Annotated in this window: 16 protein-coding genes and 2 pseudogenes; 15 read left to right on the top strand and 3 right to left on the bottom strand. The window is 71.0% G+C overall.

The annotated features are described in order from the left end of the window. Window positions 1-4 precede the first annotated feature (4 nt). The 9 genes and pseudogenes from MXD62_RS25615 to MXD62_RS25575 all read left to right on the top strand — a co-directional run bounded on the left by MXD62_RS25615 (window position 5) and on the right by MXD62_RS25575 (window position 12,999). A complete protein-coding gene (locus MXD62_RS25615) occupies window positions 5-1,966 on the top strand; it encodes a GMC family oxidoreductase N-terminal domain-containing protein (RefSeq protein WP_248831978.1) in 1,962 nt (653 codons plus the stop codon). 77 nt (window positions 1,967-2,043) lie between these two features. Continuing rightward, window positions 2,044-3,903: an AMP-dependent synthetase/ligase gene (locus tag MXD62_RS25610; RefSeq protein WP_248831977.1), complete on the top strand. Its 1,860-nt coding sequence runs from the start codon at window positions 2,044-2,046 to the stop codon at window positions 3,901-3,903. Next, complete coding sequence (locus tag MXD62_RS25605) at window positions 3,900-4,409, top strand: DUF4334 domain-containing protein (protein ID WP_248831976.1); 510 nt, start codon at window positions 3,900-3,902, stop codon at window positions 4,407-4,409. The genes MXD62_RS25610 and MXD62_RS25605 overlap by 4 nt, the downstream gene beginning before the upstream one ends. Window positions 4,410-4,528: 119 nt before the next feature. Beyond that, on the top strand, window positions 4,529-5,692 hold the full coding sequence (locus MXD62_RS25600; RefSeq protein ID WP_248831975.1) for an acyl-CoA dehydrogenase family protein: 1,164 nt from the start codon (window positions 4,529-4,531) through the stop codon (window positions 5,690-5,692). A 31-nt stretch (window positions 5,693-5,723) separates the two neighbouring features. Next, a complete protein-coding gene (locus MXD62_RS25595; protein ID WP_248831974.1) occupies window positions 5,724-6,932 on the top strand; it encodes an acetyl-CoA C-acetyltransferase in 1,209 nt (402 codons plus the stop codon). 9 nt (window positions 6,933-6,941) lie between these two features. Continuing rightward, a pseudogene (locus MXD62_RS40900) lies at window positions 6,942-9,105 on the top strand (3-hydroxyacyl-CoA dehydrogenase NAD-binding domain-containing protein). Between the two features lie 5 nt (window positions 9,106-9,110). Next, on the top strand, window positions 9,111-10,088 hold the full coding sequence (locus MXD62_RS25585) for a nitronate monooxygenase (protein ID WP_248831989.1): 978 nt from the start codon (window positions 9,111-9,113) through the stop codon (window positions 10,086-10,088). A 113-nt stretch (window positions 10,089-10,201) separates the two neighbouring features. After that, the gene (locus MXD62_RS25580; RefSeq protein WP_248831973.1) at window positions 10,202-11,338 is read left to right on the top strand and encodes an alcohol dehydrogenase catalytic domain-containing protein; all 1,137 of its coding nucleotides are present in this window, start codon (window positions 10,202-10,204) and stop codon (window positions 11,336-11,338) included. 170 nt (window positions 11,339-11,508) lie between these two features. Further along, window positions 11,509-12,999 carry an aldehyde dehydrogenase family protein gene (locus MXD62_RS25575; protein ID WP_248831972.1) on the top strand — a complete coding sequence of 497 codons (1,491 nt, stop codon included), beginning with the start codon at window positions 11,509-11,511 and terminating at the stop codon, window positions 12,997-12,999. 65 nt (window positions 13,000-13,064) lie between these two features. On the opposite strand, the gene MXD62_RS25570 is transcribed toward MXD62_RS25575, so the two are convergent. Beyond that, a complete protein-coding gene (locus tag MXD62_RS25570) occupies window positions 13,065-13,781 on the bottom strand; it encodes a GntR family transcriptional regulator (protein ID WP_248831971.1) in 717 nt (238 codons plus the stop codon). Between the two features lie 493 nt (window positions 13,782-14,274). Here MXD62_RS25570 and MXD62_RS25565 point away from each other — a divergent pair, with 493 nt between their 5' ends. Then, entirely contained in the window at window positions 14,275-15,483 is a 1,209-nt protein-coding gene (locus MXD62_RS25565; RefSeq protein WP_248831970.1) for an oxygenase MpaB family protein, read from the top strand. Window positions 15,484-15,694: 211 nt separating this feature from the next. Next, the gene (locus tag MXD62_RS25560; protein WP_248831969.1) at window positions 15,695-16,600 is read left to right on the top strand and encodes an oxygenase MpaB family protein; all 906 of its coding nucleotides are present in this window, start codon (window positions 15,695-15,697) and stop codon (window positions 16,598-16,600) included. Window positions 16,601-16,619: 19 nt separating this feature from the next. Here MXD62_RS25560 and nifJ read toward each other — a convergent pair whose 3' ends face one another. Beyond that, a complete protein-coding gene (gene nifJ / locus MXD62_RS25555) occupies window positions 16,620-20,159 on the bottom strand; it encodes a pyruvate:ferredoxin (flavodoxin) oxidoreductase (protein WP_248831968.1) in 3,540 nt (1,179 codons plus the stop codon). A 221-nt stretch (window positions 20,160-20,380) separates the two neighbouring features. Here nifJ and MXD62_RS25550 point away from each other — a divergent pair, with 221 nt between their 5' ends. Then, window positions 20,381-20,626 (top strand): hypothetical protein, encoded by a 246-nt coding sequence (locus tag MXD62_RS25550; RefSeq protein WP_248831967.1) that lies wholly within the window; start codon window positions 20,381-20,383, stop codon window positions 20,624-20,626. Beyond that, on the top strand, window positions 20,626-21,006 hold the full coding sequence (locus tag MXD62_RS39400; protein WP_285224183.1) for a BTAD domain-containing putative transcriptional regulator: 381 nt from the start codon (window positions 20,626-20,628) through the stop codon (window positions 21,004-21,006). The genes MXD62_RS25550 and MXD62_RS39400 overlap by 1 nt, the downstream gene beginning before the upstream one ends. Window positions 21,007-21,010: 4 nt before the next feature. On the opposite strand, the gene MXD62_RS25540 is transcribed toward MXD62_RS39400, so the two are convergent. Next, window positions 21,011-21,256: a hypothetical protein gene (locus tag MXD62_RS25540; protein WP_248831966.1), complete on the bottom strand. Its 246-nt coding sequence runs from the start codon at window positions 21,254-21,256 to the stop codon at window positions 21,011-21,013. Between the two features lie 228 nt (window positions 21,257-21,484). Between MXD62_RS25540 and MXD62_RS25535 the strand changes: the two genes are divergently transcribed. Both MXD62_RS25535 and MXD62_RS25530 read left to right on the top strand, forming a co-directional pair. After that, on the top strand, window positions 21,485-22,756 hold the full coding sequence (locus MXD62_RS25535; protein ID WP_248831965.1) for a tetratricopeptide repeat protein: 1,272 nt from the start codon (window positions 21,485-21,487) through the stop codon (window positions 22,754-22,756). A 664-nt stretch (window positions 22,757-23,420) separates the two neighbouring features. After that, window positions 23,421-24,120: pseudogene (locus tag MXD62_RS25530) on the top strand (hypothetical protein); the annotation flags it as partial.

Here is a 24,120-nt window from a genome sequence, read left to right as displayed (position 1 = left end):
AGTGATGGTGACACTCGGAGCCAGGCGACGCGCGGCGCTCGCCGCCATCTGCGACACCTTCGCTCCCGGCGACGGCGCGGCCCTCCCCTCGGCCAGTGCTCTCGGGGCGGTCGACGTCGCCGAGGCGCTGGCGGCCGGTCTGCCCCGTGCCGCCGACCGCAGAAGGCTCTCGACGCTGCTCTCGCTGTGGGACACGCGGCTCATGGGCCTGTTCCTCGACACGGGGCCGCGGCGGTTCTCCGCACTCGATGCCGCCACCCGGGAAGAGGTACTCCTGCGGATGGGGGAGTCGTCGTCAGAACGCAGGCGGGTGATGTTCCAGGCCCTGCGGGGTCTGGCCCTGTCGTCGTACTTCCTCGCCCCCGGACCGACCGGATCGTCGCCGGTCTGGGCGGCGATCGGCTACCCGGGACCGCTGGGCGTCCGGGCGGATGCCCCGCGCCCCCCGTTGGCACCCCTCAGCCCGACCTCTGACACGACGCTCGACTGTGACGTCGTCGTCGTCGGCTCAGGTGCGGGCGGCGGCACCGCGGCCGGGGTTCTCGCCGGTGCCGGTCTCGACGTCGTCGTCCTGGAGCGGGGCGGCTACTACGACGACGCGGACTTCGACGGCGGCGAACTGTCGGGCCTGAGCCGGCTGTACGCCCACGGGCCGACGGTGACCGCGGAAGGGCAGGTCGCCCTGGTCGCCGGTTCCTGCCTGGGCGGGGGAACGGTCGGCAACTGGACCACCTCCTTCCCGACGCCGCCGCGGATCCGCGAGGAGTGGGCGGCGTTCGGGGCGAAGCAGTTCGACCAGCCGGAATTCTCCGAGGCGCTGGACGCGGTGTGCCGTCGCCTCGCGGTCAACAGCGCGCACGGCGTCGCCTCCACGCGCGACGCGGTGCTGGAACGCGGGCTCAACGCTCTCGGCTGGCACGTCGACGCGATGCCGCGCAACGTCACGGGCTGTGACATGGGAGTCGACTGTGGGCGGTGCGGGAACGGCTGTCGTCTCGGTGCCAAGCAGTCGGTCACGAAAACCTGGCTCGCGGACGCGGCGTCGCACGGAGCCCGGCTCGTCGTGCACGTCGACGTGCGCCGGATCGACGTGCGCGCCGGCCGTGCCCTCGGCGTCCAGGGCCGCACCCGGGGCGGCCACCGCGTGACGGTGCGGGCCCGGGCGGTCGTCGTCGCGGCCGGGGCGATCGAGACACCGGCGCTGCTGCGCCGTTCGGGCCTGTCCAACCCCACCATCGGCCGTTACCTGCGCCTGCACCCGGCGACCGCTGTCTGGGGCGTGTACGACGAGCAGATCCGGCCCTGGGAGGGCGGCCTGCAGACCCGCTACTCCACCGAGCACAGCGATCTCGACGGCTCCGGCTACGGGGTCATCTACGAGACGGGCCCGGGGAACCCGGCCGCGATCCAGGGCTTCCTGAACTGGCGGGGCGGCGCCGCGCACCTCGCCACGATGAAGGACCTCGCGCACACCGCGGGCGTCGGCATCATCACCCGGGACCGCGACTTCGGCGAGGTCAGGGTCGGACGGGACGGCGAGCCGATCCCGCATTACAGGCTCTCCGACCACGACGCCGCGCACCTGAAGGCGGGAGTCGAGGGCGCTACCAGGATCATCGAGGCCGCCGGCGCGCGCAGGATCTACTCCGCGCACCAGGCCGGACCCTCGTACGAGCCGGGGAAGCGCGGCTCGTACGAGGAATTCACCGCGGCCTGCCACTCCGCCGGCTACGGCCCCGGCCGGTGCGCCATCGCCGCGCTGCACATCATGGGCACGGCGCGGATGGGCGACTCCCCGGACACGAGCGCGACGGATCCGGACGGCGCCATCTGGGAGCTGCCGAACGTGGTGGTCGCGGACGCCTCGTGCTTCCCCACCTCTCCGGGTGTCAATCCCATGATCTCGATCGAAGCGACCGCGTACATGAACGCTCTGCGCCTGGCCGCCCGCCTCGCCGTCTCGTGAGCACAGGGCTCGTGGCCCCGGCGAGGGCTCCCCAGACACCGCCAGACCCGACGGGTCGATCCACGGAGGAACCCCGTATGTCCGACATTCTCGACCAGCGCTTATCCGTCGAAGCCGAGATCGAAGGCCTGACGCTGGTCGGCGTTCTCGACCGCACGGCACGGGAGCATGGCGACGACCCTGCCTACTCCGACCGCCGCACCGCCGGCAGCACCGGCTGGCGGACCGTCACCTGGGCCGAGGTCCGGGCCCGCGCCCGTGAGCTGGCCGCGAGCTTCCTGGAAGCGGGCCTGGAGCCCGGCGACGTGGTGGCGATCATGTGCTCCAACCGGATCGAGCACGTGGTGGCGGATCTCGCCGTGGTGCTCGCCGGCGGCATCCCCGTCTCGGTCTACAACACGTTCTCGCCCGAGCAGGTCGCCTACGTGGCCGGGCACGCCGCGCCGCGGATCGTGGTCCTGGAGACCGACAGCCATGTCCTGCGCTGGTCCCGGGTTCTGTCGGAGCGCCCGGAGATCAGACGCATCGTGGTCATCGACGCCGCACCGGTCGCCGACGGACGCACCGTCGCGTGGTCGGAGCTGGCGGCCGGCGGCGCGGCCGCCCTGTCCCGGCACCGGGACGCGCTCGCCGCCCGGGGCCGGGCCGTCCGGCCCGACGACCCGATCACGATCCTCTACACGTCGGGCACGACCGGCGCACCCAAGGGCGTTGTGCTCACCCACCGCAACATCTGGTACGAGGCGGTCGCCTCGGCCCGGACCGCCCACCTCAACGGTGCGGGTGTCTCCGTGTCGTACCTGCAGTTCGCGCACATCGCCGAACGGATCCTCGGCATGTACCTTCCTCAGCTGCAGGGCGGTCACGTCCACCTCATCGACGATCCGTCCCAGCTCGCCGCCGTCCTGCGCGAGGTCAGGCCGACCCGGTTCTTCGGCGTCCCGCGCGTGTGGGAGAAGATCCGCGCGGGGGTCACCGCGAAGCTCGCGGCCGAGCCCGACGAGGCCCGGCGGTCGGCGGTCGAGCAGGCGCTCGCCGTCGGGCTGTCCTACGTCGAGTCGACGCAGACCGGCCGGACGACCTCGCCGGAGCTGCGGGCCCGGTTCGACGCGGTGGACGGTGCGGTCCTCCGGCCGCTGCGGGCCGCCCTCGGCCTCGACCGGGTCGAGTGGGCCGCCACCGCCGCCGCCCCGATGCCCGCCGACCTCGCCCGGTTCCTGGCCGGGCTGGGCCTGCGCGTCTACGACGTGTACGGCATGACCGAGACGACCTCTGCGGCGACGGCCTGCGGGCCGGACTCCTTCCGCCTCGGCACGGTCGGCCGGCCTCACCCCGGGATCGAGCTCCGGCTCGCCGAGGACGGGGAGATCCTGGTGCGCGGTCCCATCACGACGCCCGGATACCACAAGGCTCCCGCGGCCACCGCCGGGCTGCTCGACAGCGGCGGCTGGGTGCACACCGGCGACCTGGGCGCGCTCGACGAGGACGGCTTCCTGCGGGTGGTCGATCGCAAGTCAGAGATCATCATCACCTCCTCGGGCAAGAACATCGCCCCGTCGAACATCGAGAACGGGCTCATGGAGAGCCCGTTGATCGGGCACGCCATGGTGGTCGGCGACGGCCGTTCGTATGTCGTCGCGCTGCTGACCCTCGACGGGGAGGCCGCGCCGGTCCTGGCCGCGCGGCTCGGGGTCGCGGCCGGCACCCTGGCCGAGCTCGCGGAGCACCCGAGGATCCAGGTGGCCGTGGCCGAGGCCGTCGAGGCGGCCAACGCGCGGTTCTCGCGGCCCGAGCAGGTGAAGGCCTTCGAACTGCTTCCCCACGAGTGGACGGTCGGCAGCGGGGAGCTCACGCCCACCCTGAAGCTCAGGCGTCGGATCGTGGTCGGCAAGTACGCCGACACCATCGACCGGCTCTACGGAGGAGGGGCCGCATGACCATCGGAGCCCGTGATCCACGGCCCGCTCCGGGCGCCTTCCCCGACGCCGCCGCGCGCTGGGCGGCGCTGCGGGACTCCAGCGGTCCGCTGGGGACCGCGGAGCTGGACGCCCTGTGGGCGCGGCTCGCGCCGGTCGACGCGATCGACATCCTCGGCCAGTGGCGCGGTTTCGCCCTCTCCACCGGACATCGCCTCGAAAAGGTGCTGGCACACAGCCGCTGGTACGGCAAGCGGTTCGTGGCGCTCGACGACGTGCAGCCACTGCTGTGTGTCGGTGAGAACGGCGAGCTGTTCTCCGACGTGCAGGCCGGCCGGGGCGAGGCGAGCCTGTGGAACGTCGAGTTCCGCGGCGAGGTCACCGCGACGATGATCTACGACGGAATGGGGGTGCTCGACCATTTCAAGAGAGTGGACGACCGCACGCTGATGGGAATCATGAACGGCAAGCCTGGCCTGGTTCTCGACGGCGGGAAGCACTTCTACTTCGGGCTGGAGCGTGCGTGATATCAGCTGTCTTACCGGTGCTTTTCGTCCGGTGTCGTCAGCCTGGTGCCGTCTGCCTGGCGCCGCCCGCCGGAAGTCCTGATATCACCACGACACAACAGCGCTGAAAGGAGAACCTGATGAGCGGCGTCTACGCGACCCGTCGCCCCCTCTACGACGATGAGCACGAGCAGTTCCGGGCGACCGTGCGGGCTTTCGTCGACAAGTTCGCCAAGCCCAACGCCGAGCGCTGGAGTGCGGAGGGAAAGGTGGACCGATGGCTGTTCGAGGAGGCCGCGAACGCGGGCGTTCTCGGCTTCGCCATCCCCGAGGAGTACGGGGGAGGGGGCACCCGGGACTTCCGCTTCAACGCGATCGTCGCCGAGGAGCTGGGCCGTAACCCGGTCTCCGACGGCATGGCCGGGGTCGGCCTTTCCAACGACATCGTCATTCCCTACTTCACCGACCTCGCCGACGACGAGCAGAAGGCACGCTGGCTGCCCGGGATCGCGAGGGGGGAGCTGGTCGTCGCGGTCGCCATGACCGAGCCCGGCACCGGCAGCGACCTCGCCGGCATACGGACGAGCGCGGTGCGCGACGGTGACCACTACGTGGTCAACGGCAGCAAGGTCTTCATCTCGAACGGGCAGAACGCCGACCTCGTCGTCACGGCGGTGCGGACCGGCGAGGACCCGCACAAGGGCCTCAGCCTGCTGGTCATCGAGGCCGACACGGCCGGGTTCGGCCGCGGCCGCAACCTGGAGAAGATCGGCCTGCACGCCCAGGACACCAGCGAGCTGTTCTTCGACGACGTGCGGGTGCCGGCCGCGAACCTGCTCGGCCCGGAGGGCTCCGGTTTCACCGGGCTGATGCGCAATCTTCCGCAGGAACGGCTCTCGATCGCCGCCGGTGCCATCGCCTCGACCGAGGGCGTGCTCGAGCGCACCCTCGCCTACGTGACCGAACGCAGGGCGTTCGGGAAACCGATCGGTTCTTTTCAGAACACCCGTTTCCAGCTGGCCGAGATGGTCACCGCGGCCCGGGTCAGCCGGATCTACATCGATGATCTGATCTCCCGGCACTCGCAGGGGGAGGTGACGGCGGCCGAGGCGGCCGCGGCCAAGTTCTGGACCACCGAGCAGCTGGTCGACATCGTCGGTCGCTGCCTTCAGCTGCACGGCGGATACGGCTACATGCTCGAGTACCGCATCGCGCAGGACTATCTCGACTCGCGTATCACCACCATCTACGGCGGAACGACGGAGATCATGAAGGAGATTGTCGGACGCGACCTGGGACTGTGACCCGGACGACCACTCTGAGAAAGGAAGCCTCGTGTCCGAGGTGTTTGTCTATGACGCCGTTCGCACCCCGCGCGGAAAGAACCGCGGCGGGGCGCTGCACGGCACCAAGCCGGTCGATCTCGTGGTGGGTCTGATCCACGCGCTGCGGGAGCGCAACCCCGGTCTGGACCCCGGCCGGATCGACGACATCGTCCTCGGTGTCGTCTCGCCGGTCGGTGAGCAGGGCGGCGACATCGCGCGTACCGCGGCGATGGTCGCCGGGCTTCCCGACACCGTCGCCGGGGTGCAGGTCAACCGTTTCTGCGCCTCCGGGCTGGAGGCGGTCAACCTGGCTGCCCAGAAGGTCGGCTCCGGCTTCGAGAGCCTGGTGCTGGCCGGCGGCGTCGAGTCGATGTCCCGGGTGCCGATCGGCTCCGACGGTGGGCCCTACGCGAACGACCCGACCACCGCGTACGACACCTACTTCGTCCCACAGGGAATCGGCGCCGACCTCATCGCCACGCTGGAGGGATTCTCCCGCGAGGATGTCGACGCCTTCGCCGCCCGCTCCCAGGAGCGTGCCGACACCGCCTGGCGCGAGGGGCGGTTCGCCAGGTCGATCGTCCCGGTCACCGATCTGAACGGTGTGACCGTCCTGGACACCGACGAGCATCGCCGGCCCGGCACGACGGTCGAGTCCCTCGGCAAGCTGGCGCCGTCCTTCGCCGATGTTGGTGAACTGGCCGGCTTCGACGCGGTCGCCCTGCAGAAGTACCACCACCTCGAGGGGATCGAGCACGTCCACCACGCGGGCAACAGCTCGGGCATCGTCGACGGCGCGTCCCTGGTGGTCATCGGCGATGCCGCGGTGGGCGAGCGGCTGGGGCTCACTCCGCGGGCCCGCATCGTCGCGACCGCCGTCACCGGCTCGGATCCGACGATCATGCTGACCGGGCCCACGCCGGCCACCGAGAAGGCACTCGCCAAGGCCGGTCTCACGATCGACGACATCGACCTGTTCGAGCTCAACGAGGCGTTCGCCGCCGTCGTCCTGAAGTGGCAGCGCGATCTCAAGGTCCCGGTCGAGAAGGTGAACGTGAACGGCGGCGCGATCGCGCTCGGGCACCCCCTCGGCGCCACCGGCGCCATGATCCTCGGCACCGTGCTCGACGAGCTCGAGCGCACCGGCGGCCGCCGCGGCCTGGCGACGCTGTGCGTCGGTGCGGGCATGGGCATCGCCACCATCGTCGAGCGCGTCTAGGAGACCCGGATGACCAGCTCAGCCATCAGCTACAGCCGCGGCGCGGACGGCATCGTGACCCTGACGATGGACGACCCCGACGCGCCGGTGAACACCATGAACGACAACTTCATGCTCGGCCTGCGTGAGGCGGTCGACCGCCTGGAGTCCGAGCGGGACAAGGTCGTCGGTGTACTGCTCACCTCGGCGAAGAAGAGCTTCTTCGCCGGCGGCGACCTCAACCGCCTGCGGGCCGGCGACGCGGCGCACGCCGCCGAGGAGACCGCCTACATCAATGCCATGAAGGCCGACATGCGCCGGCTGGAGAAGCTCGGCCGGCCGGTGGTAGCGCTCATCGGCGGCACCGCGCTCGGGGGCGGGCTCGAGGTCGCGCTGTGCGCGCACCACCGGATCGCCGCGGATGTTCCCGGCTGCCAGATCGGCCTGCCCGAGGTCTCCCTCGGACTGCTTCCCGGCGGGGGCGGCATCACGCGTACGGTGCGGATGCTCGGCCTGCAGAAGGCTCTGCAGGAGGTCATTCTGCCGGCCACGAAGTTCAGCCCGCGCGGCGCGCGGAAGATCGGTCTGGTCGACGAGATCGTCGACGATCCGGCGCAGCTGGGCAGGCGCGCCCGCGCGTGGATCGCCGCGAACCTCGCCCCGGTGAAGCCGTGGGACACCAGAGGCTTCCAGCTTCCCGGCGGCGACGTCCGCGGCCCGCAGGTCAGCACGGCCCTGCCGGCGCTGACCGCCCTGCTGCGAAAGCAGCTTCGGGGCGCTCCGCTGCCGGCGGCGCGCGCGGCGCTCGCAGCCGCCGTCGAGGGCGCGTACGTCGACTTCGACACCGCCTCGCTCGTCGAGACGCGCTACCTCGTCAGCCTCACCACCGGCCAGGTCGCCAAGAACATGATCAAGGCTTTCTTCTTCGACCTGCAGCACATCAACTCCGGTGGCAGCCGTCCCAAGGGCTACCCGACATACACCACCAGGAAGGTCGGCGTCGTCGGTGCCGGGATGATGGGCGCCGGCATCGCGTACGTGAGCGCGCGGGCCGGCATGGAGGTCGTGCTCAAGGACGTCTCCCCGGAGGCTGCGGAGAAGGGCAAGGACTACGCACGCGGCCTGGAGGCGAAGGCGGTCGCCGGGGGGGCGGACCAGCCAGGAGAAGGCCGACGAGCTGCTGGCGCGCATCACGACGACGTCCAGCCCGGCCGACTTCGCCGGCGTCGACCTCGTCATCGAGGCCGTTTTCGAGTCGATGCCGGTGAAGCAGGAGGTCTTCCGGGAGATCCAGGAGATCGTGGAACCCGACGCGGTGCTCGGATCGAACACCTCCACGCTGCCGATCTCCATCATGGCCGGGGGAGTGAAGCGCGAGAACGCGTTCATCGGCATCCACTTCTTCAGCCCGGTCGACCGGATGCCGCTGGTCGAAATCGTCCGTGGCGAGCAGACCAGCGACGAGACCCTCGCCCGGGTCTTCGACTATGTGCGGCAGATCCGCAAGACGCCCATCGTCGTCAACGACTCCCGCGGGTTCTTCACCTCCCGGGTCATCGGGAAGTTCATCGCCGAGGCGGTGGCCGCCGTCGGGGAGGGCGTCGAGCCGGCGAGTGTCGAGCAGGCGGCCCTGCAGGCCGGCTACCCGGTCGGCGCCCTGCAACTGCTCGACGAGCTGACGCTCACGCTGACGCGGAAGATCCGCCTCGAGACTTGGGAGGCGGAGGAGTCCGCCGGCCGCGCGTGGGTCGAGCATCCCTCGGAACCGGTCGTGGACTGGATGGTCGAGCACGAGCGGGTCGGCCGCCGGGCGGGCGCGGGCTGGTACGACTACGACGAGAACGGCCGGCGCCTGGCCCTCTGGCCCGGTGTGCGCGAGCGGTTCGGATCGGGCCGGACGGTCCTGCCGATCAGGGACCTGCAGGAGCGCATGCTCTTCGCCGAGGCGCTCGACGCGATCGACTGCCTCGACAACGGCGTGCTCACCAGCGTCGCGGACGCCAATATCGGGTCTCTCTACGGGATCGGCTTCCCGGCGTGGACCGGCGGTGTCCTGCAGTACGTCAACCAGTACGACGGTGGCGTGCCGGGGTTTGTGCACCGGGCCCGCGAGCTCGCCGCGGCCTACGGCGACCGGTTCCTGCCGCCCGCGTCGCTGCTCGAACGCGCCGAGCGCGGCGAGCTCTACCAGTGACGACCATGACCGCGTTGCGCACACCCTTCACCGAGCTGCTCGGCATCGAGCACCCCGTGGTGCAGGGCGGGATGATGTGGGTGGGCCGGGCGGAGCTCGCCGCGGCGGTCTCGGAGGCCGGTGGCCTCGGCCTGGTCACGGCGCTCACCCAGCCGACCCCGGCGGATCTCGCCGCCGAGATCGCGCGGACCCGCAAGCTCACCGACAAGCCGTTCGGCGTCAACCTGACGACCCTGCCGTCGATCAACCCGCCGCCGTACGACGAGTACCGCCGCGCGATCGTGGACTCCGGCGTCACCATCGTCGAGACGGCGGGCTCCAGCCCCGAGCCGCACATGGACTTCTTCCACGAGCACGGCGTCCGCGTGATCCACAAGTGCACCAGCGTGCGGCACGCGGTGAAGGCCGAGCGGGTCGGCGTGGCCGCGGTGTCGATCGACGGGTTCGAGTGTGCCGGTCACCCCGGCGAGGACGACATCCCCGGACTCGTCCTGGTGCCCGCGACCGCCGACGCGCTGAGCATCCCGTTCATCGCCTCGGGCGGATTCGCCGACGGGCGCGGCCTCGCCGCCGCGCTCGTGCTCGGCGCCGACGGCGTCAACATGGGCACCCGGTTCCTGTGCAGCGCGGAGTCGCCGATCGCCGAGGAGGTCAAGCGCCGCATCGTGGCAGCGACCGAGCTCGACACCAACCTGATCTTCCGCCCGCTGCGCAACACCGCGCGCGTCGCCAAGAACGCGGTGAGCGACGAGGTCGTGCGCATCCTCAACGGCGGGGGGAGCTTCCCCGATGTCCGGGACCTGGTCGCCGGTTCGCGTGGCCGCCGGGTGTTCGACGAGGGCGACCTCGAGGCGGGCATCTGGTCGGCCGGGCTCGTGCAGGGCCTCATCCACGACGTTCCCCCGGCGGGCGAGATCGTCACGCGGGTCGTCCGCGAGGCCCGTGCGGCGCTCGGCGCGGTACTGGCGAAGTTCGGCGGCTGACCGTGCCCGCCTGTGCCCGACCGTGCCTGACCGTCCGCGACCGCGCGCGGATCACCTCGCGCCCGACCTCGCGACTGACCACGCGACCGACCAGCAGAGAAAGGACCCCGCAGATGCGCGCCGCGGTGCTTCGGGAGGCCGGCCACCTCGGGGTCGAGGAGATCGACGTGCCTGTCCCCGGGCCCGGTGAGGTCCGCGTCCGGCTGCGGGCCACCGGTGTCTGTCACACGGACCGCACCGTCGTCGAAGGAAAGATGCCCGTTCCGCTGCCCATGGTGCTCGGCCACGAGGGCGCCGGGGTCGTCGACGCCGTCGGCGGGGGAGTGACCGATCTTGCCGTCGGTGACCACGTCGTTCTGACGATCACGTCGGGCTGCGGGGTGTGCCGGCAGTGCCAGCTCGGCGCGTTCGCGCTGTGCGAGGTCGCCGCGCCGCACATGCTCGACGGCCGGCTGCCGAACGGCCAGCGGCGGCTGACCAGGGGCGCCGAGCGGATCAACCACTTCGCCATGCAGTCGTCGTTCGCCGAGTACGCGGTCGTCGAGCGCCGGTCCGCGGTGAAGGTACCCGACGACGTGCCGCTGGACGTCGCCTGCCTCACCGCCTGCGGCGTCTCCACCGGTTTCGGCGCGGCGGTCATCCGGGCCGGCGTCGGCGTCGGCGAGACGGTCCTGGTCATCGGGGCCGGTGGCGTGGGCCTGGCCGCCGTGCTGGGCGCGGTGACGGTCGGCGCGGGCCGGGTGATCGTGGCCGACCGCAGCGCGGTGGCCTGCCAGCTCGCCGCGGACCTCGGCGCCACGGACATCATCGTGGGGGACGGGGACGGGGACGGGGACGGGGACCGCGACGGGGGCGGAGACCGGGGCGGGGGCGAGGACCTGGCCGCACGGGTCCGCGCCCTGACGGGCGGCGGTGTCGATGTCGCGATCGACGCCGTCGGCACGGCGGGAACCGCCGCGGCGGCGTTCACCGCGCTGCGCAGAGGCGGGCGCGCGGTGGTCATCGGTGTCGCCGACCCTCGGGCGAAGGTCTCGATCCCGCTGTACCACCTGATCGACCAGCGGGTGCTCACCGGCAGCACGAACGGCAGCATCCGCCCGCACGTCGACATCCCGAGGATCCTCGACCTCTACCGAGCCGGGCGCCTCCCGCTCGACCGACTCGTCACTCGGCGTTATCCGCTGGAGGGCGTCGGGCAGGCGATGGCCGAACTCGGCGTGGAGCCCGGGCGGGCGGTCATCACGTTCTGAGAACCAGCCTGCCGGAAGCGTCCCGTCATGCCCGCGCGGCCGACGCGATCGCCTGATCGTCGACGCTTTCCCGGCCCGTAGGTCCGGCCGGCGATGTCCTTCCGCGCCAGCCAAATGGCTTGTATTGTATCGGATACCAAATATATGTGATGCACGACCCTGGGGGTTCGATGACCACCGCGGCCGATCACTTAGCCGTCCTGGTGACGCGCGACCCGGCCACTGGAGCGGATGCCGCGTCCTACCCGGTAGCGGACGAGACCGCCGTACGCGCGGCTGTCGACATCGCCCGCGACGCCGGCGACTGGTGGCGCTCCATCGGCTGGAAACAGCGCCGCAGGTACCTGTCGGCGCTGCGCCTGACCATGGCCCGTGAGGCCGAGACCCTGGCCGGGATCATCCGGGCCGAGACGGGCAAGCCCTTCGACGACGCCGTGCTCGAGGTCATGCTCGCCGTCGAGCACCTGGACTGGGCCGCCCGCAACGCCCGCCGCGTGCTGCGCCCGCGCCGGGTACGCCCGGGCCTGCTCGCCGTCAACCAGACAGCCATCCTCGAATACGCCCCGCTCGGCGTCGTCGGAGTGATCGGCCCGTGGAACTACCCGCTGTACACGCCGATGGGCTCGATCTCCTACGCCCTGGCGGCGGGCAACGCGGTGGTCTTCAAGCCCAGCGAGTACACCCCGGGCGTCGGGCGCTGGCTCGCCGACACCTGGGCCGGGCTGCTGCCCGCGCGGCCGGTGCTGCAGGTCGTCACCGGGCTCGGCGCGACCGGCGCCGCGCTGTGCGAGGCGGGCGTCGACAAGATCGCCTTCACCGGCTCGACGGCCACTGGCAAGCGCGTCATGGCCACCTGCGCCCGCACCCTGACCCCGGTGGTGATCGAGGCGGGCGGCAAGGACGCGCTGATCGTCGCCGCCGACGCCGACCTCGACGCCGCGGCGAAGGCGGCGGTGTTCGGGGGGATGGGCAACGCCGGCCAGACGTGCGCCGGAGTCGAGCGGGTCTTCGTCGTCGACGCAGTGTTCGACGACTTCGTCTCCCGGGTCACCACTCTCGCCGCCCGGCTGCGGCCCGGCGACGGGGAGGGCGCCCACTACGGGCCGATCACGATGCCCGACCAGGTGAAGATCATCCGTTCGCACATCGAGGACGCGCTGGGGCGCGGGGCGCGGGCCGTGGTCGGCGGGGTGGAGTCGGTTCGCCCGCCCTTCGTGGATCCGGTGATGCTCCTCGACGTGCCCTCCGACAGTCTGGCGGTGCGTGAGGAGACGTTCGGCCCGACGCTGGTCGTCGACCGGGTCGCGGACCTCGACGAGGCGGTCCGCCGCGCGAACGACTCCCCGTTCGGGCTCGCCGCCTCGGTGTTCACCCGCGACCGGGCCCGCGGGATCGACGTGGCGCGCCGGCTGCGCACCGGCGCCGCCTCCGTCAACAGCGTGCTCGGGTTCGCCTCGATCCCGGCCCTGCCCTTCGGTGGCGTCGGCGACTCCGGCTTCGGCCGCATCCACGGTGCCGACGGCCTGCGGGAGTTCAGCCGACCGAAGGCGATCACCAGCACCCGCTTCGCCAGCCCGGTGGACCTGATGACCCTGGAACGCTCCCCGAAGGCCGTGCCGAGCGCACTGCGCCTGTTCCGGCTGCGGCACGGGCGCCGGTGAACGGGGAGCGGGCCGCCCCGCCGGAGGTGGCGGCCACGACCGCCCCCCTCGGCGGGGTGGGCCGGTCAGTCCGGCTGAGGCGAGGCCGGTCGCCACATCCCGAGCTTCGCCAGGTGAGCGATGAGCCGGTCGGCGCCGTCGGTGAAGTGGCGGACCGTGACGGCGCGGGCTTCGTCGGCGTCCCTGTTCTCCAGCGCGGTCAGCAGCGCGTCGTGACGTCCGAGCATGTCCGAGCACCACGCCTGGTCCGCGGAGTAGAACCGCGCCGGTGTGTAGCGGTTGGCGGTGTGCAGGAACCAGGACAGCTTGCGTGCCTGGGCCAGCCGGTTGATGATCCGGTGGAACTCGAACTCGAGCTGCTCGATCTTGTCGACGGCCTCGGTCCGCACCGCGCCGCGCAGGGCCTCCTGGAGGTCGCGCAGCTGCGTGAGGTGCTGGGGCTCGATCACGGCGGTCGCCCGCGCGGCGAGCTCGCCCGCGATGTCACCCTGCAGGCTGAACAGATCGCGTACATCCTGCTGGGAGAGTGGGGAGACCACGTAGCCGCGGCGGGGCTCCAGCTCGACCATGTCCTCGCCGCGCAGGCGGACCAGCGCCTCCCGCACGGGCGTGACGCTCACTCCGAGCTCGCGGGCGACGTCGTCGAGCCGGATGTACTCGCCCGGCCAGATCTGCCCCGACATGATGAGGTCGCGCAGGTGGGCGGCGACCTCGTCGGCGAGCTGGGGCGCTCGTGGCAGGGGCGTGCCACGGGCACGTCGCGCTCCGGCTGGACTGGTCATGCTCCGCCCTTCCTGGTCACCCGTCGCGCCGAGCACGAGCACCCGATCGCGTCGACCGTCGCCCCGGCGAGGGCCGTGATCACTGTCACCGATCAAATATATGAGTGCCGGGGTGGGCCGCTCGCCGGTCACGCCGAGCCACGCGGCGATCCGGCGGGGTCGGCCGGTGGGAAATCGCGGACGACGGCGGTGCGCCGGCGGGACGAGGTGGGCTGAATGTTCACCGACCGCGGACCTCCCGGCTCCCGCCGATTTCGGCGCCGCTGAAGGTGGCAGGTGATTGTCGCAAATGGCGAGGATAGTCATGGTCGGAACTCGGTTCAAAATAAGAGACTTGTTTGATGTCGGGCGCGTCGTTACTCTGATGGTTATCCCGTCCCCACTCGTGTCGCGAGTGCCCCCTCTTTCGTCGGCGTACTGCATCGATGTGCTGCGTCGATGTGCTGTAACAGGACGTCTTCAGTGCCGTTGACCTCGGGAAGCAGGTAGGAAAATGAGTAATCTAAACAGGAGAGGCGTCCTTTCTTTAGGCGCCGCGCTTGGTCTGGTCGGCGTCGCGGACGTGGTTCCGGCCTGGAGCGCTCCGGGCTGGACGTCCATCGCCGGCGCCGGTACGGGTGCCGATCCCCAGTGGGTCTGGGACGACACCATCGACCGGGCGATGGCCGCCGTCCTCGACAACGGCCAGGTGCCCGCGGTCAATGCGGCCATCGGCCCCTGGGTCAACAACAACCATCCCCTGCCGACTGGTCTGCCGGCCGACGTCACCGCTTTCCTGCAGCAGTCCAACAAGTTACCGTCGTGGGCCGACATGAGCCAGCTGCGTCGCGCGGCCGACTTCAACCGGCGCAAGGACACCTATCTGTTCATGCTGTATGGACTGGGCAGCGGAATCATGAGCACGGTCATCCCGCGCGAGGCCAGGTCGGTGTACTGGTCGAAGGGCGGCGCCGACATGCAGGACCGTGCGGCGAAGACCTTCACCTTCGGGTACGACCTGAGCCAGTTGAACGCCTTCGAGCCGAGTGGGCAGTTCATCGTCACCGCGAACAAGACGCGGATGGTGCACGCCGCGGTCCGTCATCTCCTGCCGCAGTTGCCGCAGTGGAAATCGGGGGCGACCGAGACGATCCCGATCAGCAACGGCGACATCCTCGTCACCTTCCACAGCCTGGGGACCTTCGTGCATTCCAAGCTGAAGGAATGGAAGATCCCGATGTCGACCGCCGATGAGAACGCCTTCCTCCACAGCTGGCAGGTCGCCATCTCGTTGCTCGGCGTGAAGGACGAGTTCATTCCCAAGACGTGGGCCGACGCGCACGCCCAGTCGGCCCAGGTGCTCTCGCCGATCCTGCTGCCCACCACCGAGGGCAAGGCGCTCGCCGAGGTCCTGCTCGGGCTCGTCTCGCAGGTCGACCTGGGCGTCACGCGCGGCTTCCTCAACGAGTTCACCCGCTACGTGCTCGGCGACACGGTCGCCGACTGGCTCGAGCTGCCACGTGACCTGATCTCGGCCGGAATCATCAAGGTCGGCTGGCCGGCGTACATCCTTTTCCGGGAGGGACTCCTCCCGCTCATGCCGGCCAACTTCTACCTCTTCGACCAGTTCATCCGAGCGGTGGCCATGGCGTTCCTCAACGGGGGCACCTCGACCCAGACCACTCCCATCCAGATCCCCGACATCAACCGTCCCGCAGCCTGACGCTCTTCGCCCAGCGCCCATCAGATGCCCCGCGGGGCCAAGTCCGCAGGGCATCTGATGGCGGCCGCGTCGCCTCGCGTCGCTGCGCGCCGCCTCGCTCGCGTAGCTGGTGTCGCGTCGCGGCGCGGCGGGGCGCGTCCGAACTGATGGGATCAGCCGGTGGTGAATCGCCGGACGACGGTGATCCGAATGACGGGACGAGCTGGGCTGAATGTTCACCGACCGCGACAGATGGACGCGCCGGATCCTCGAGCTGGATCCGGTGGCCGATCACCACGAGATCTACCGGATCTCCTCGGGGTACGAGTTCCCGTGGGACTACCGCCGGGCGCTCGAGTTCGCCCTGTTCCGAACCTACTGCGTCCCGACGATCTCGGCGCTGCTGGAGGCGACGGGTGAGTTCCGGGAGCGGCCACAGAAGCGTTACGACGACACCGCCCTGCTGATGGGGGAGCTCACGGCCGTCGGCTACGACTCCCCGCGCGGCCGCGAGGCACTGCGGGTGATCAATCGGATCCACGGACGTTACGCCATCGACAACGATGACCTGCGCTACGTGCTCACCACCTTCATCTACGAGCCGATCGACTGGATCAACGCCCACGGCTGGCGCCGGCTGACCGATCACGAGACCATCGCCGCGTTCCAGTTCTACCGGGAGATCGGGCTGCGGATGGGTATCCGCGACATTCCCGCCGACTTCGACGTCTTCCGCACCTTCAAACACGAGTACGAGCAGGAGACCTTCCGGTTCGCCGAGAGCAACCGCAGGATCGGGACGTACACGACGGAGATGTTCGCCGGCTGGTTTCCCGCATGGCTGCGTCCGGCGGTACGGGTCGGGGTGCGGTCGCTGCTCGACGAGACCATGCTGAGCGCCTTCGGATTCGACCCGGCGCCGGCCTGGATGTGCCGGGCCACGACGGGTTCGCTGCGGGCCCGTTCGGCCGTGATCCGACGGCTTCCGCCGCGGCGGCGCATCAAGTTCGCCTGGGACCCCGGAACCCGCACCTACCCCGGCTATCCCGAGGGATACCGGCCGCGGGACCTCGGTGCCCCGCCCCCGCCCGAGACCCTCGACGAGAAATGGAGGAACCGACCGCTTTCGACCACGTAGCGCGGCGGAAGAACACGGATCAGCCCTCCTGGCTCGGGCGGCTCTGGGCGGCCTCGTGTTCGTAGCCGCGCCACCGGCCGAGAATGTCGCGTTGCGCGAGGGCCTCGAGCTTGTCGGCTTCCTCGGGGTTGGCCATGCCGAGCCGGGTGAAGCGGGACTCGGTCGCGGCGAACTCGCTGAACGGGATCGACGGGGCCCGGGAGTCGAGGGAGAACGGCTGCTCCTCCGCCCGCGGGTCGAAACGGTAGAGGGGCCAGTAGCCGGACCGCACCGCCGCCTTCTGGTGCGCCATGCCGTCGGTCATGTTGATGCCGTGGGCGATGCAGTGGCTGTAGGCGATGATCAGCGACGGGCCGTCCCAGCTGGCCGCCTCGTTGAAGGCCTTCACCGTGTGCGCGTCGTTGGCACCGAGCGCCACCTGCGCGACATACACGTCGCCGTAGGCCGCCGCGACCAGGCCGAGGTCCTTCTTGCGGGTCCGCTTGCCACCGACCGCGAACTTCGCGACCGCCGCCCGCGGCGTCGACTTCGACGCCTGCCCGCCCGTGTTGGAGTACCCCTCGGTGTCGAGGACGAGCATGTTGACGTCGCGCCCGGAGGCGAGCACGTGGTCGAGGCCGCCGAAGCCGATGTCGTAGGCCCAGCCGTCACCGCCGACGATCCACACGCTTTTCGCGACGAGGTCGTCGAGGAGGGCGTCCAGCCGGGCGGCGTGCCCGTTCCGGGCGGCGGGCCCGCCGCCCGCCAGCCGGCGCCGCAGTTCGGCGACCCGGTCACGCTGGTCGGCGATGCCGGCCTCGGTCGACTGGTCGGCGTCCAGGATCGCCTCGACGAGCCGGTCAGCGACCAGAGCGCCCTCGGCGCGCAGCAGCCGGCGGGCCTCCCGGGCCCGGGCGTCGAGCGCGAGGCGCATGCCCAGCCCGAACTCGGCGTTGTCCTCGAACAGGGAGTTCGCCCAGGCCGGGCCGCGGCCGTCGGCGTTGGTCGTCCACGGCGTGGTGGGCAGGTTCCCGCCGTAGATGGACGAGCAGCCGGTGGCGTTCGCGACCACGATGCGGTCACCGAACAGCTGGGTGAGCAGTTTCAGGTAGGGCGACTCCCCACAGCCGGCACACGCCCCGGAGAACTCGAACAGCGGCTCCCGCAACTGCGAGCCGCGGACGGTGGCCGCCGAGGCGAGCCGCGGCTCGACCGCCGGCAGGGTCTCGTGGAAGGCCCAGCTGGTCCGTTCCTCGGCGAACCGGGAGTCGGCGTCGACCATGTCGAGCGCCCGGTGGTCCGGCATCTCCCGGCTCTTCGCCGGGCACGCCTCGACGCAGACACCGCAGCCGGTGCAGTCGTCCGGCGCGACCTGGATCGTGAGCCGGTACTCCCCGAGCCGGGGGTCCTTCGGGCGGGTGTGCCGGAACGACGGCGGGGCGTCGGCGAGCCGCGTCGGGTCGAACAGTGTCATCCGGATCGCCGCGTGCGGGCAGACGATGGCGCACTTGCCGCAGCTGACGCACAGCTCGGGATCCCAGACCGGGAGCTCGCGGGCGATGCCGCGCTTCTCGTACCGGGCCGTCCCCACCGGGAACGTGCCGTCGACCGGCAGTGCGCTGACGGGGAGCAGGCCCCCCTCGCCGGCCATGATCCGCGAGGTGACCAGCCGGACGAACTCGGGTACGTCGCCGACCAGGCGCCGGCGCGGCTGCCCGGTGACGGTGCGGTCGCGCAGGTCGACCTCGCGCAGCGCGCCCAGGGCCGCGTCCACCGCCGCGGTGTTGCGGCGCAGGACCTCCTCCCCGCGCTTGCGCTGGCTGGCGAGGACGCCCTCCTTCACCGCGGCGACCGCCTCGGCCGGCTCGAACAGGCCGGACAGCCGTAGGTAGCAGGTCTGGAGCACGGGGCTGACGATGCCGGGTATGCCGGCCGTCGCCGCCACCCGGTCGGCGTCGACGACGAACAGCCGTGCGCCCCTGGCCAGCAGGTGCCGCTGGGCCTCGGCCGGCAGGTGGTCCCACACCTGATCCGGTGGGTACGAGGTGTTGACCAGGACGGTGGCACCCTGCCCGGCCACGGCGAGAACGTCGACCCGGTCCAGCAGCGACCACTGGTGGCAGCCCACGAACTGGGCGTCCCGGATCAGCCAGGGCGCGTCCACCGGCCGCGGCGCCAGCCGCAGGTGTGACACCGTCATCGAGCCGGACTTCTTGGAGTCGAACACGAAGTAGGCCTGCGCGTGCAGCGGCGTGTGGCTGCCCACGATGCCGGCGGTGGTGCGGGTGGCGCCCACGGTGCCGTCGCTGCCGAGGCCGTAGAACACGGCGCGCCGGACGTCGTCCGGCTCCGGGAAGCCGTCCTCGTCCGCCGGCAGGGACAGGTGCGTGACGTCGTCGTCGATGCCGACCGTCACCTCGCGCCGCGGGCTCTCCCGCGCCAGCTCCTCGAACACCGCCGCCGCCATCGCGGGCGTGAACTCCTTCGACGCGAGTCCGTAGCGAGCACCGATCACCCGCGGCATGCGCTCGGGCCGCTCCGCGAGCGCCGCCAGGACGTCGAGCCGCAGCGGCTCGCCCGTCGCGCCCGGCTCCTTCGTCCGGTCGAGGACGGCTACCGAACGCACCGTCGGCGGCAGGCAGGCGAGGAACGCCGCAGTGTCGAAGGGACGGTACAGGCGGACCTGGACGAACCCGACCCGCTCGCCCCGCGCCACCAGCCGGCTGACCGCGTCGCGCACCGCCGACCGGCCCGAACCCATGATCACCGCGACCCGCTCGGCCTCCGGGTGGCCGTGGTACTCGAAGATCCGGTAGGCCCGGCCCGTGGCCGCGGCCAGCTGGTCCATCGCCCGCTGCACGGCACCCGGGACGGCGGCGTAGTAGGTGTTGGCCGCCTCGCGCGCCTGGAAGAACGTGTCGGGGTCCTGGGTGGTGCCACGGATCACCGGGTGGTCCGGGGACAGCGCGCGGCGGCGATGGGCGTCGACGTGGGCTTCGGACAGCAGGCCGGCCAGCGTCGGGTCGTCGAGCAGCGTGACCTCGTTCAGCTCGTGCGAGGTGCGGAAGCCGTCGAAGAAGTGCAGGAACGGCACGCGTGTCTCGAGAGTGGCCGCGTGCGCGACCGCGGCGAGATCGTGCGCCTCCTGCGGAGACGCCGAGGACAGCATGGCGAAGCCGGTCGACCTCGCCGCCATCACGTCGCTGTGGTCACCGAAGATCGACAATGCCTGCGTGGCCAGGGTCCGGGCGGCCACATGGAGGACCATCGGCGTGAGCTCGCCGGCGATCTTGAACATGTTGGGCAGCATCAGCAGGAGTCCCTGCGACGCGGTGAAGGTGGTGGACAGCGCACCCGCCTGCAGGGCGCCGTGGACGGCGCCGGCGGCGCCCCCCTCGCTCTGTAGTTGGACCACCTCGGGCACCCCGCCCCACAGGTTCGGGCGTCCCCCTGCCGCCCACACGTCGGCGAGCTCGCCCATTCCCGAGGCAGGGGTGATCGGGTAGATGGCGATGACCTCGCTCGCCCGGTAGGCCACCGAAGCGGCCGCCTCGTTGCCGTCGATCGTCTTCTGCCCCATGCAGCCAGACTGCATGGGCCGGAGCCGAAGCGGCGAAGGACGTCGTCCCGTACGCCCAGGACATACTTCACGGCGACCCGACTGCCGAATGTCATCGGCGCCCGGGTGATCTGCGGCAGAATCCGGGGCGATATCGAACCTCGTCACCAACTGCCACGACCCGGTCCTGAACGCGGTCGGGCCGAAGAAGCAGGAGGCACCCGCACATCTCCGGGGACGGTATGCCAACCGCTGCCTCCGGGCTGTGGTCCGGTGCCCTCGGGCCGCTGGAGGTGCGGCTGGACGGCGGGCCCCTGCGGCTGCACGGCCCCCGTGAACGCACCCTGCTCGGCCTGCTGCTGTCCCGACACAACCGGGTCGTGTCGGTGCCAGGGCTGATCGACGGGCTGTGGGGGGCCACGCCGCCCCCGACCGCGGAGGAGACCCTCCAGGGCAACATCTGCGGGAGCGCTTCTGGGGCCAGCTGATGGTCGCCCAGTACGAGTCCGCCGGGCAGGCCGAGGCCCTGGCCGCGTACCACTCGGCGCGCCGGCACCTGACCGACGAGCTGGGCGTGGATCCGGGCGCGCGGCTGCGGGCGCTGTACGCCGCCATCCTCGCCGGTGCTGACTGCCCGGTGCCGAGCCCGGTCCGGCCGCGGCCCCTGCCCGCCGCGATCGGTGCGGATCGCAACCCGCTGGCCGGGCGGGAGGCGGACCTGCGCTGGCTCGAACGAGCCTGCGAGCGGGTCCTCGACAGCGACAGCGGTGACGTGGTCATCGTCGAAGGCGAAGCGGGGATGGGCGTCAGCCGCCTGGTGGCGGAGTTCGCGCACCCCGATCCTGCGGCCAGTAGCGCCTGGCCGTGACCGCTCAGCCGCTCCGGTGAGACGCCGAGCGGTAGAGATGACCCCCGACGAGAACAAGGTGGACGCCGCCGGCCGCGATGACGACGCTTCTTCCGGATCGAGCCTCGTAGACACCGGGATCGACATCCACGGCGGCGCTTTCCCTTGCAATGCTCACCAGGCAGAGAACTCCGTATATCAACATTGTTGATCCGCCGAGTATGGCGAGCACTCCGGCCAGTCGCATCCCCCTTGACGCGTCCTGCATCACGTGCTCACCGCGTCCGCACCGCCATCAGGTCGCCACGTCCTCACCATTGCGCCGCGGCGCGGCCCGGAGGCTGCGTCGCCGTCACATCCGGACGATGGCAACTGCCGGTTGCAATGCGGTGGCAAACCGGTTGTGAGGCTCGAACCGAGGTCGACCACCGCTTCACAGCCAGTCGACAACCAACGGCGGCCACCATGGCCGTCGAGCGCCGATACGGGGGAGGGTGTGATGAACCAGCGAACGGCAACCACAACGGCCGGGACGGTGCCCGAGGACGGGAGTCCGCCGGCAGCGGGGAGAACCCTGTTCGACCGCGCGAGCCAGGTCCATCGGCGCGGGCAGCCCGGTGAGGCACTGGAGCTGCTCGACCAGCTTCTGGCCGACGAGCCCGACAACGTCGCGGCCCAGTACGCCCGTGCGATCTGCCTGGCCGACCTTGGTCGGACGAGGGAGGCGACCGCGCAGTTCCGCACCGTTCTGGCGCGGGATCCGAGGCATTACGAGGCGGCTTACCAGCTGGGCCGCACGCTGCAGGCCACGGCCGACCTGACCGGCGCCATCGACGCCTACCGAGCGGTCCTGGCAGCCGGCAACTACCGGGATACCGCAGCTCGACTGCGTGACTGTGAGAACGCCCTCCTGGCGGCCGGGGCGGCCCCGGCGGCAGGCTCGGCCCCCGGGGCCGGGCCGACCCCGCTGCGCACCCGGATCGATGCCCAAGGCGTCGTTGACCGCGGCATCCAGGTCGGTCTCGTGCGCCTGCAGGCCCGCAACCTCGTCCCGCGGGCGATCGCCGTCCTGCTGGGCGCGGGCACCCTGACCCTGGTGCTCCTGAGCCTCCTGTTCGCCGCCTTCAGTCAGCGGGACAGTCGTGTTTCCGCTCCGGTCCTGACCGATCTCGCCGTCTCGCACCGCGTCGCGCTCAGCTACGCGATCTTCGCCGTCTCGATCCTGCTGTGCTCGCAGTTCGCCCGGACGGCGGCGGCGCTGCTCGCCGTCGCGGTGGTGGCACTGATAGGGACGACCCAGGCAAAGGTCGTGCACACGCCACACCTGAGGGTGACGGGATCAGGATTCTCCGTCGGCCCGCTTCTGGACTACAGCGGAGGGTCGTTGTTCCTCCGATACTACACATTGTCCTGGACCGCGATCTTCCTCTACTTTGTCGGTGCGGCAGCGGTGATTGCTGCCTGCCGGCACCTCAACGGAGCGGTCCTGTACGAGTACGGCCTGGACGTGCGCGACGGATTCCTTCGGCGATCGGTTCAGTTCATCTGGTACTACCAGATCACCGAGCCGCCAATCTACCGTCGGACGATGACCAACTATCTGGCGAACACGGCGTCGATGAGTATCAGTTACAACGAGTCCGGTGCGGCGTCGGTGCGGAAGATCGACCTGACTGCCATCGGCAAGCCGGCCGATGTGCTCCTGCTGGGCAGACGCCTGGAATCCCGGGTCCTCGTCGAGCGGGCGCGCTTCCGGGGGCCGTGGACCTGACCGCGGAAACCTTCGAAATCATACCGATTTCGGATCTCGCCCAGTGGCCGGATCTATTCGTTGGTAAGGAGTGCGGAAGATGGGCGGCAGGGGAAGCGGTTCCGGCAGAGGAGGGTTGCCCCGGTCCGGCGTCGGCGGCCCTCGGTGGCGGGTCCCCGGTCTTGGCCGGGCGCCCGCCTCGAACAGGCCCGCTGCCGACGATCAGCGCGGCAATCAGTCCGGCAGGGCACCTACCGGCCAGGCCGGGGGCGCCGGGCGAGACGCTGCCGGATCCTCCAGGGCGCAGCAGCAACGATCGCCGGTCCGGGAAGCCGGGCCCCAGACCCGCCCGCAGGTAGGAGGAGGCGGTACGCCGGCGAGCACCGCAACCGGATGGCGGCCCCAGCAGACGAGCGAGATCGGCAGCTTCCGCGGAATCCCGCCCGTCTCGCCCGTCGCACCGTCGCCGAGTCCGGCGGGCCCTGACGCGGGTGTTCCGACCAACCCGCGGGATGCGGCGGACGCGGGCGTCCCGGCGCCGCGGCCAGACTCCGGCAGTCATCCGGACGTCCCTGCTGGCAGGAGCCAGAAGCTGGACCAGCACGCGGCGGCCTCGGCCGATGGCAGGGATGATTCGGCGGGCAGGCACGAATCCTCCGATCAACAGCCGGGCGACGCCAACCCCGTGGATGGTTCGGCCCAGGCCGATGTGCCACCCATCCAGGGTGGGGACGACGCTGGCGCGCCCTATCCGACCGGGGGGCCGGACGAGCCCGCCACCACGGCGGAGCAGCTCGAGCCTCCGGCCGGCGTCACAGGCACGATCGCCGGCCCATCCGGCGACGGTGACGGCTACGTACCGCCTGGCGCACCACTCGACGCTGGTGGCGCTGATCTGGGGGTTGTCCAGTTCGACGGTGCTGACTATGTCACCCAGCAGTCCGACGGTTCCTGGGCCGCGGGTCATCTCGACTCGACTGACCTCGTTACCGGTGTCCCCGGTGGTTGGACCGCCGGGGCCGAAGGTGGCTACCTTCCGGCGGGGAGCGGCTTCGGTGCCACCGCGGACCCCGACCACGGCGGCGATGCCGGCACGAACGGCACTGACCTGGGGGTCGTCCAGTTCAACGGCGCCGGTTACATCGCTCCGAACGGCGACGGGTCTGGATCTGTCGGTCACATCGACGGCGCCACCTTCGTCGCCCAACACCCTGGGGGCTGGACCGCTGGGCCGGAAAGCGGCTACGTCCCCGACGGGAGCGGCTTCGGTGCCACCGCGGACCCCGACTACGGCGGCAGCCAGGGAACCGTCCAGTTCAACGGCGCCGGTTACATCGCTCCGAACGGCGACGGGTCTGGATCTGTCGGTCACATCGACGGCGCCA

It is taken from the genome of Frankia sp. Mgl5, from assembly GCF_023242985.1.
GTDB classification, from domain to species: Bacteria; Actinomycetota; Actinomycetes; order Frankiales; family Frankiaceae; genus Parafrankia; species Parafrankia soli.
The sequence above is the reverse complement of the archived record's forward strand: the minus strand, read 5'-3'. Positions and strand labels throughout refer to the sequence as shown.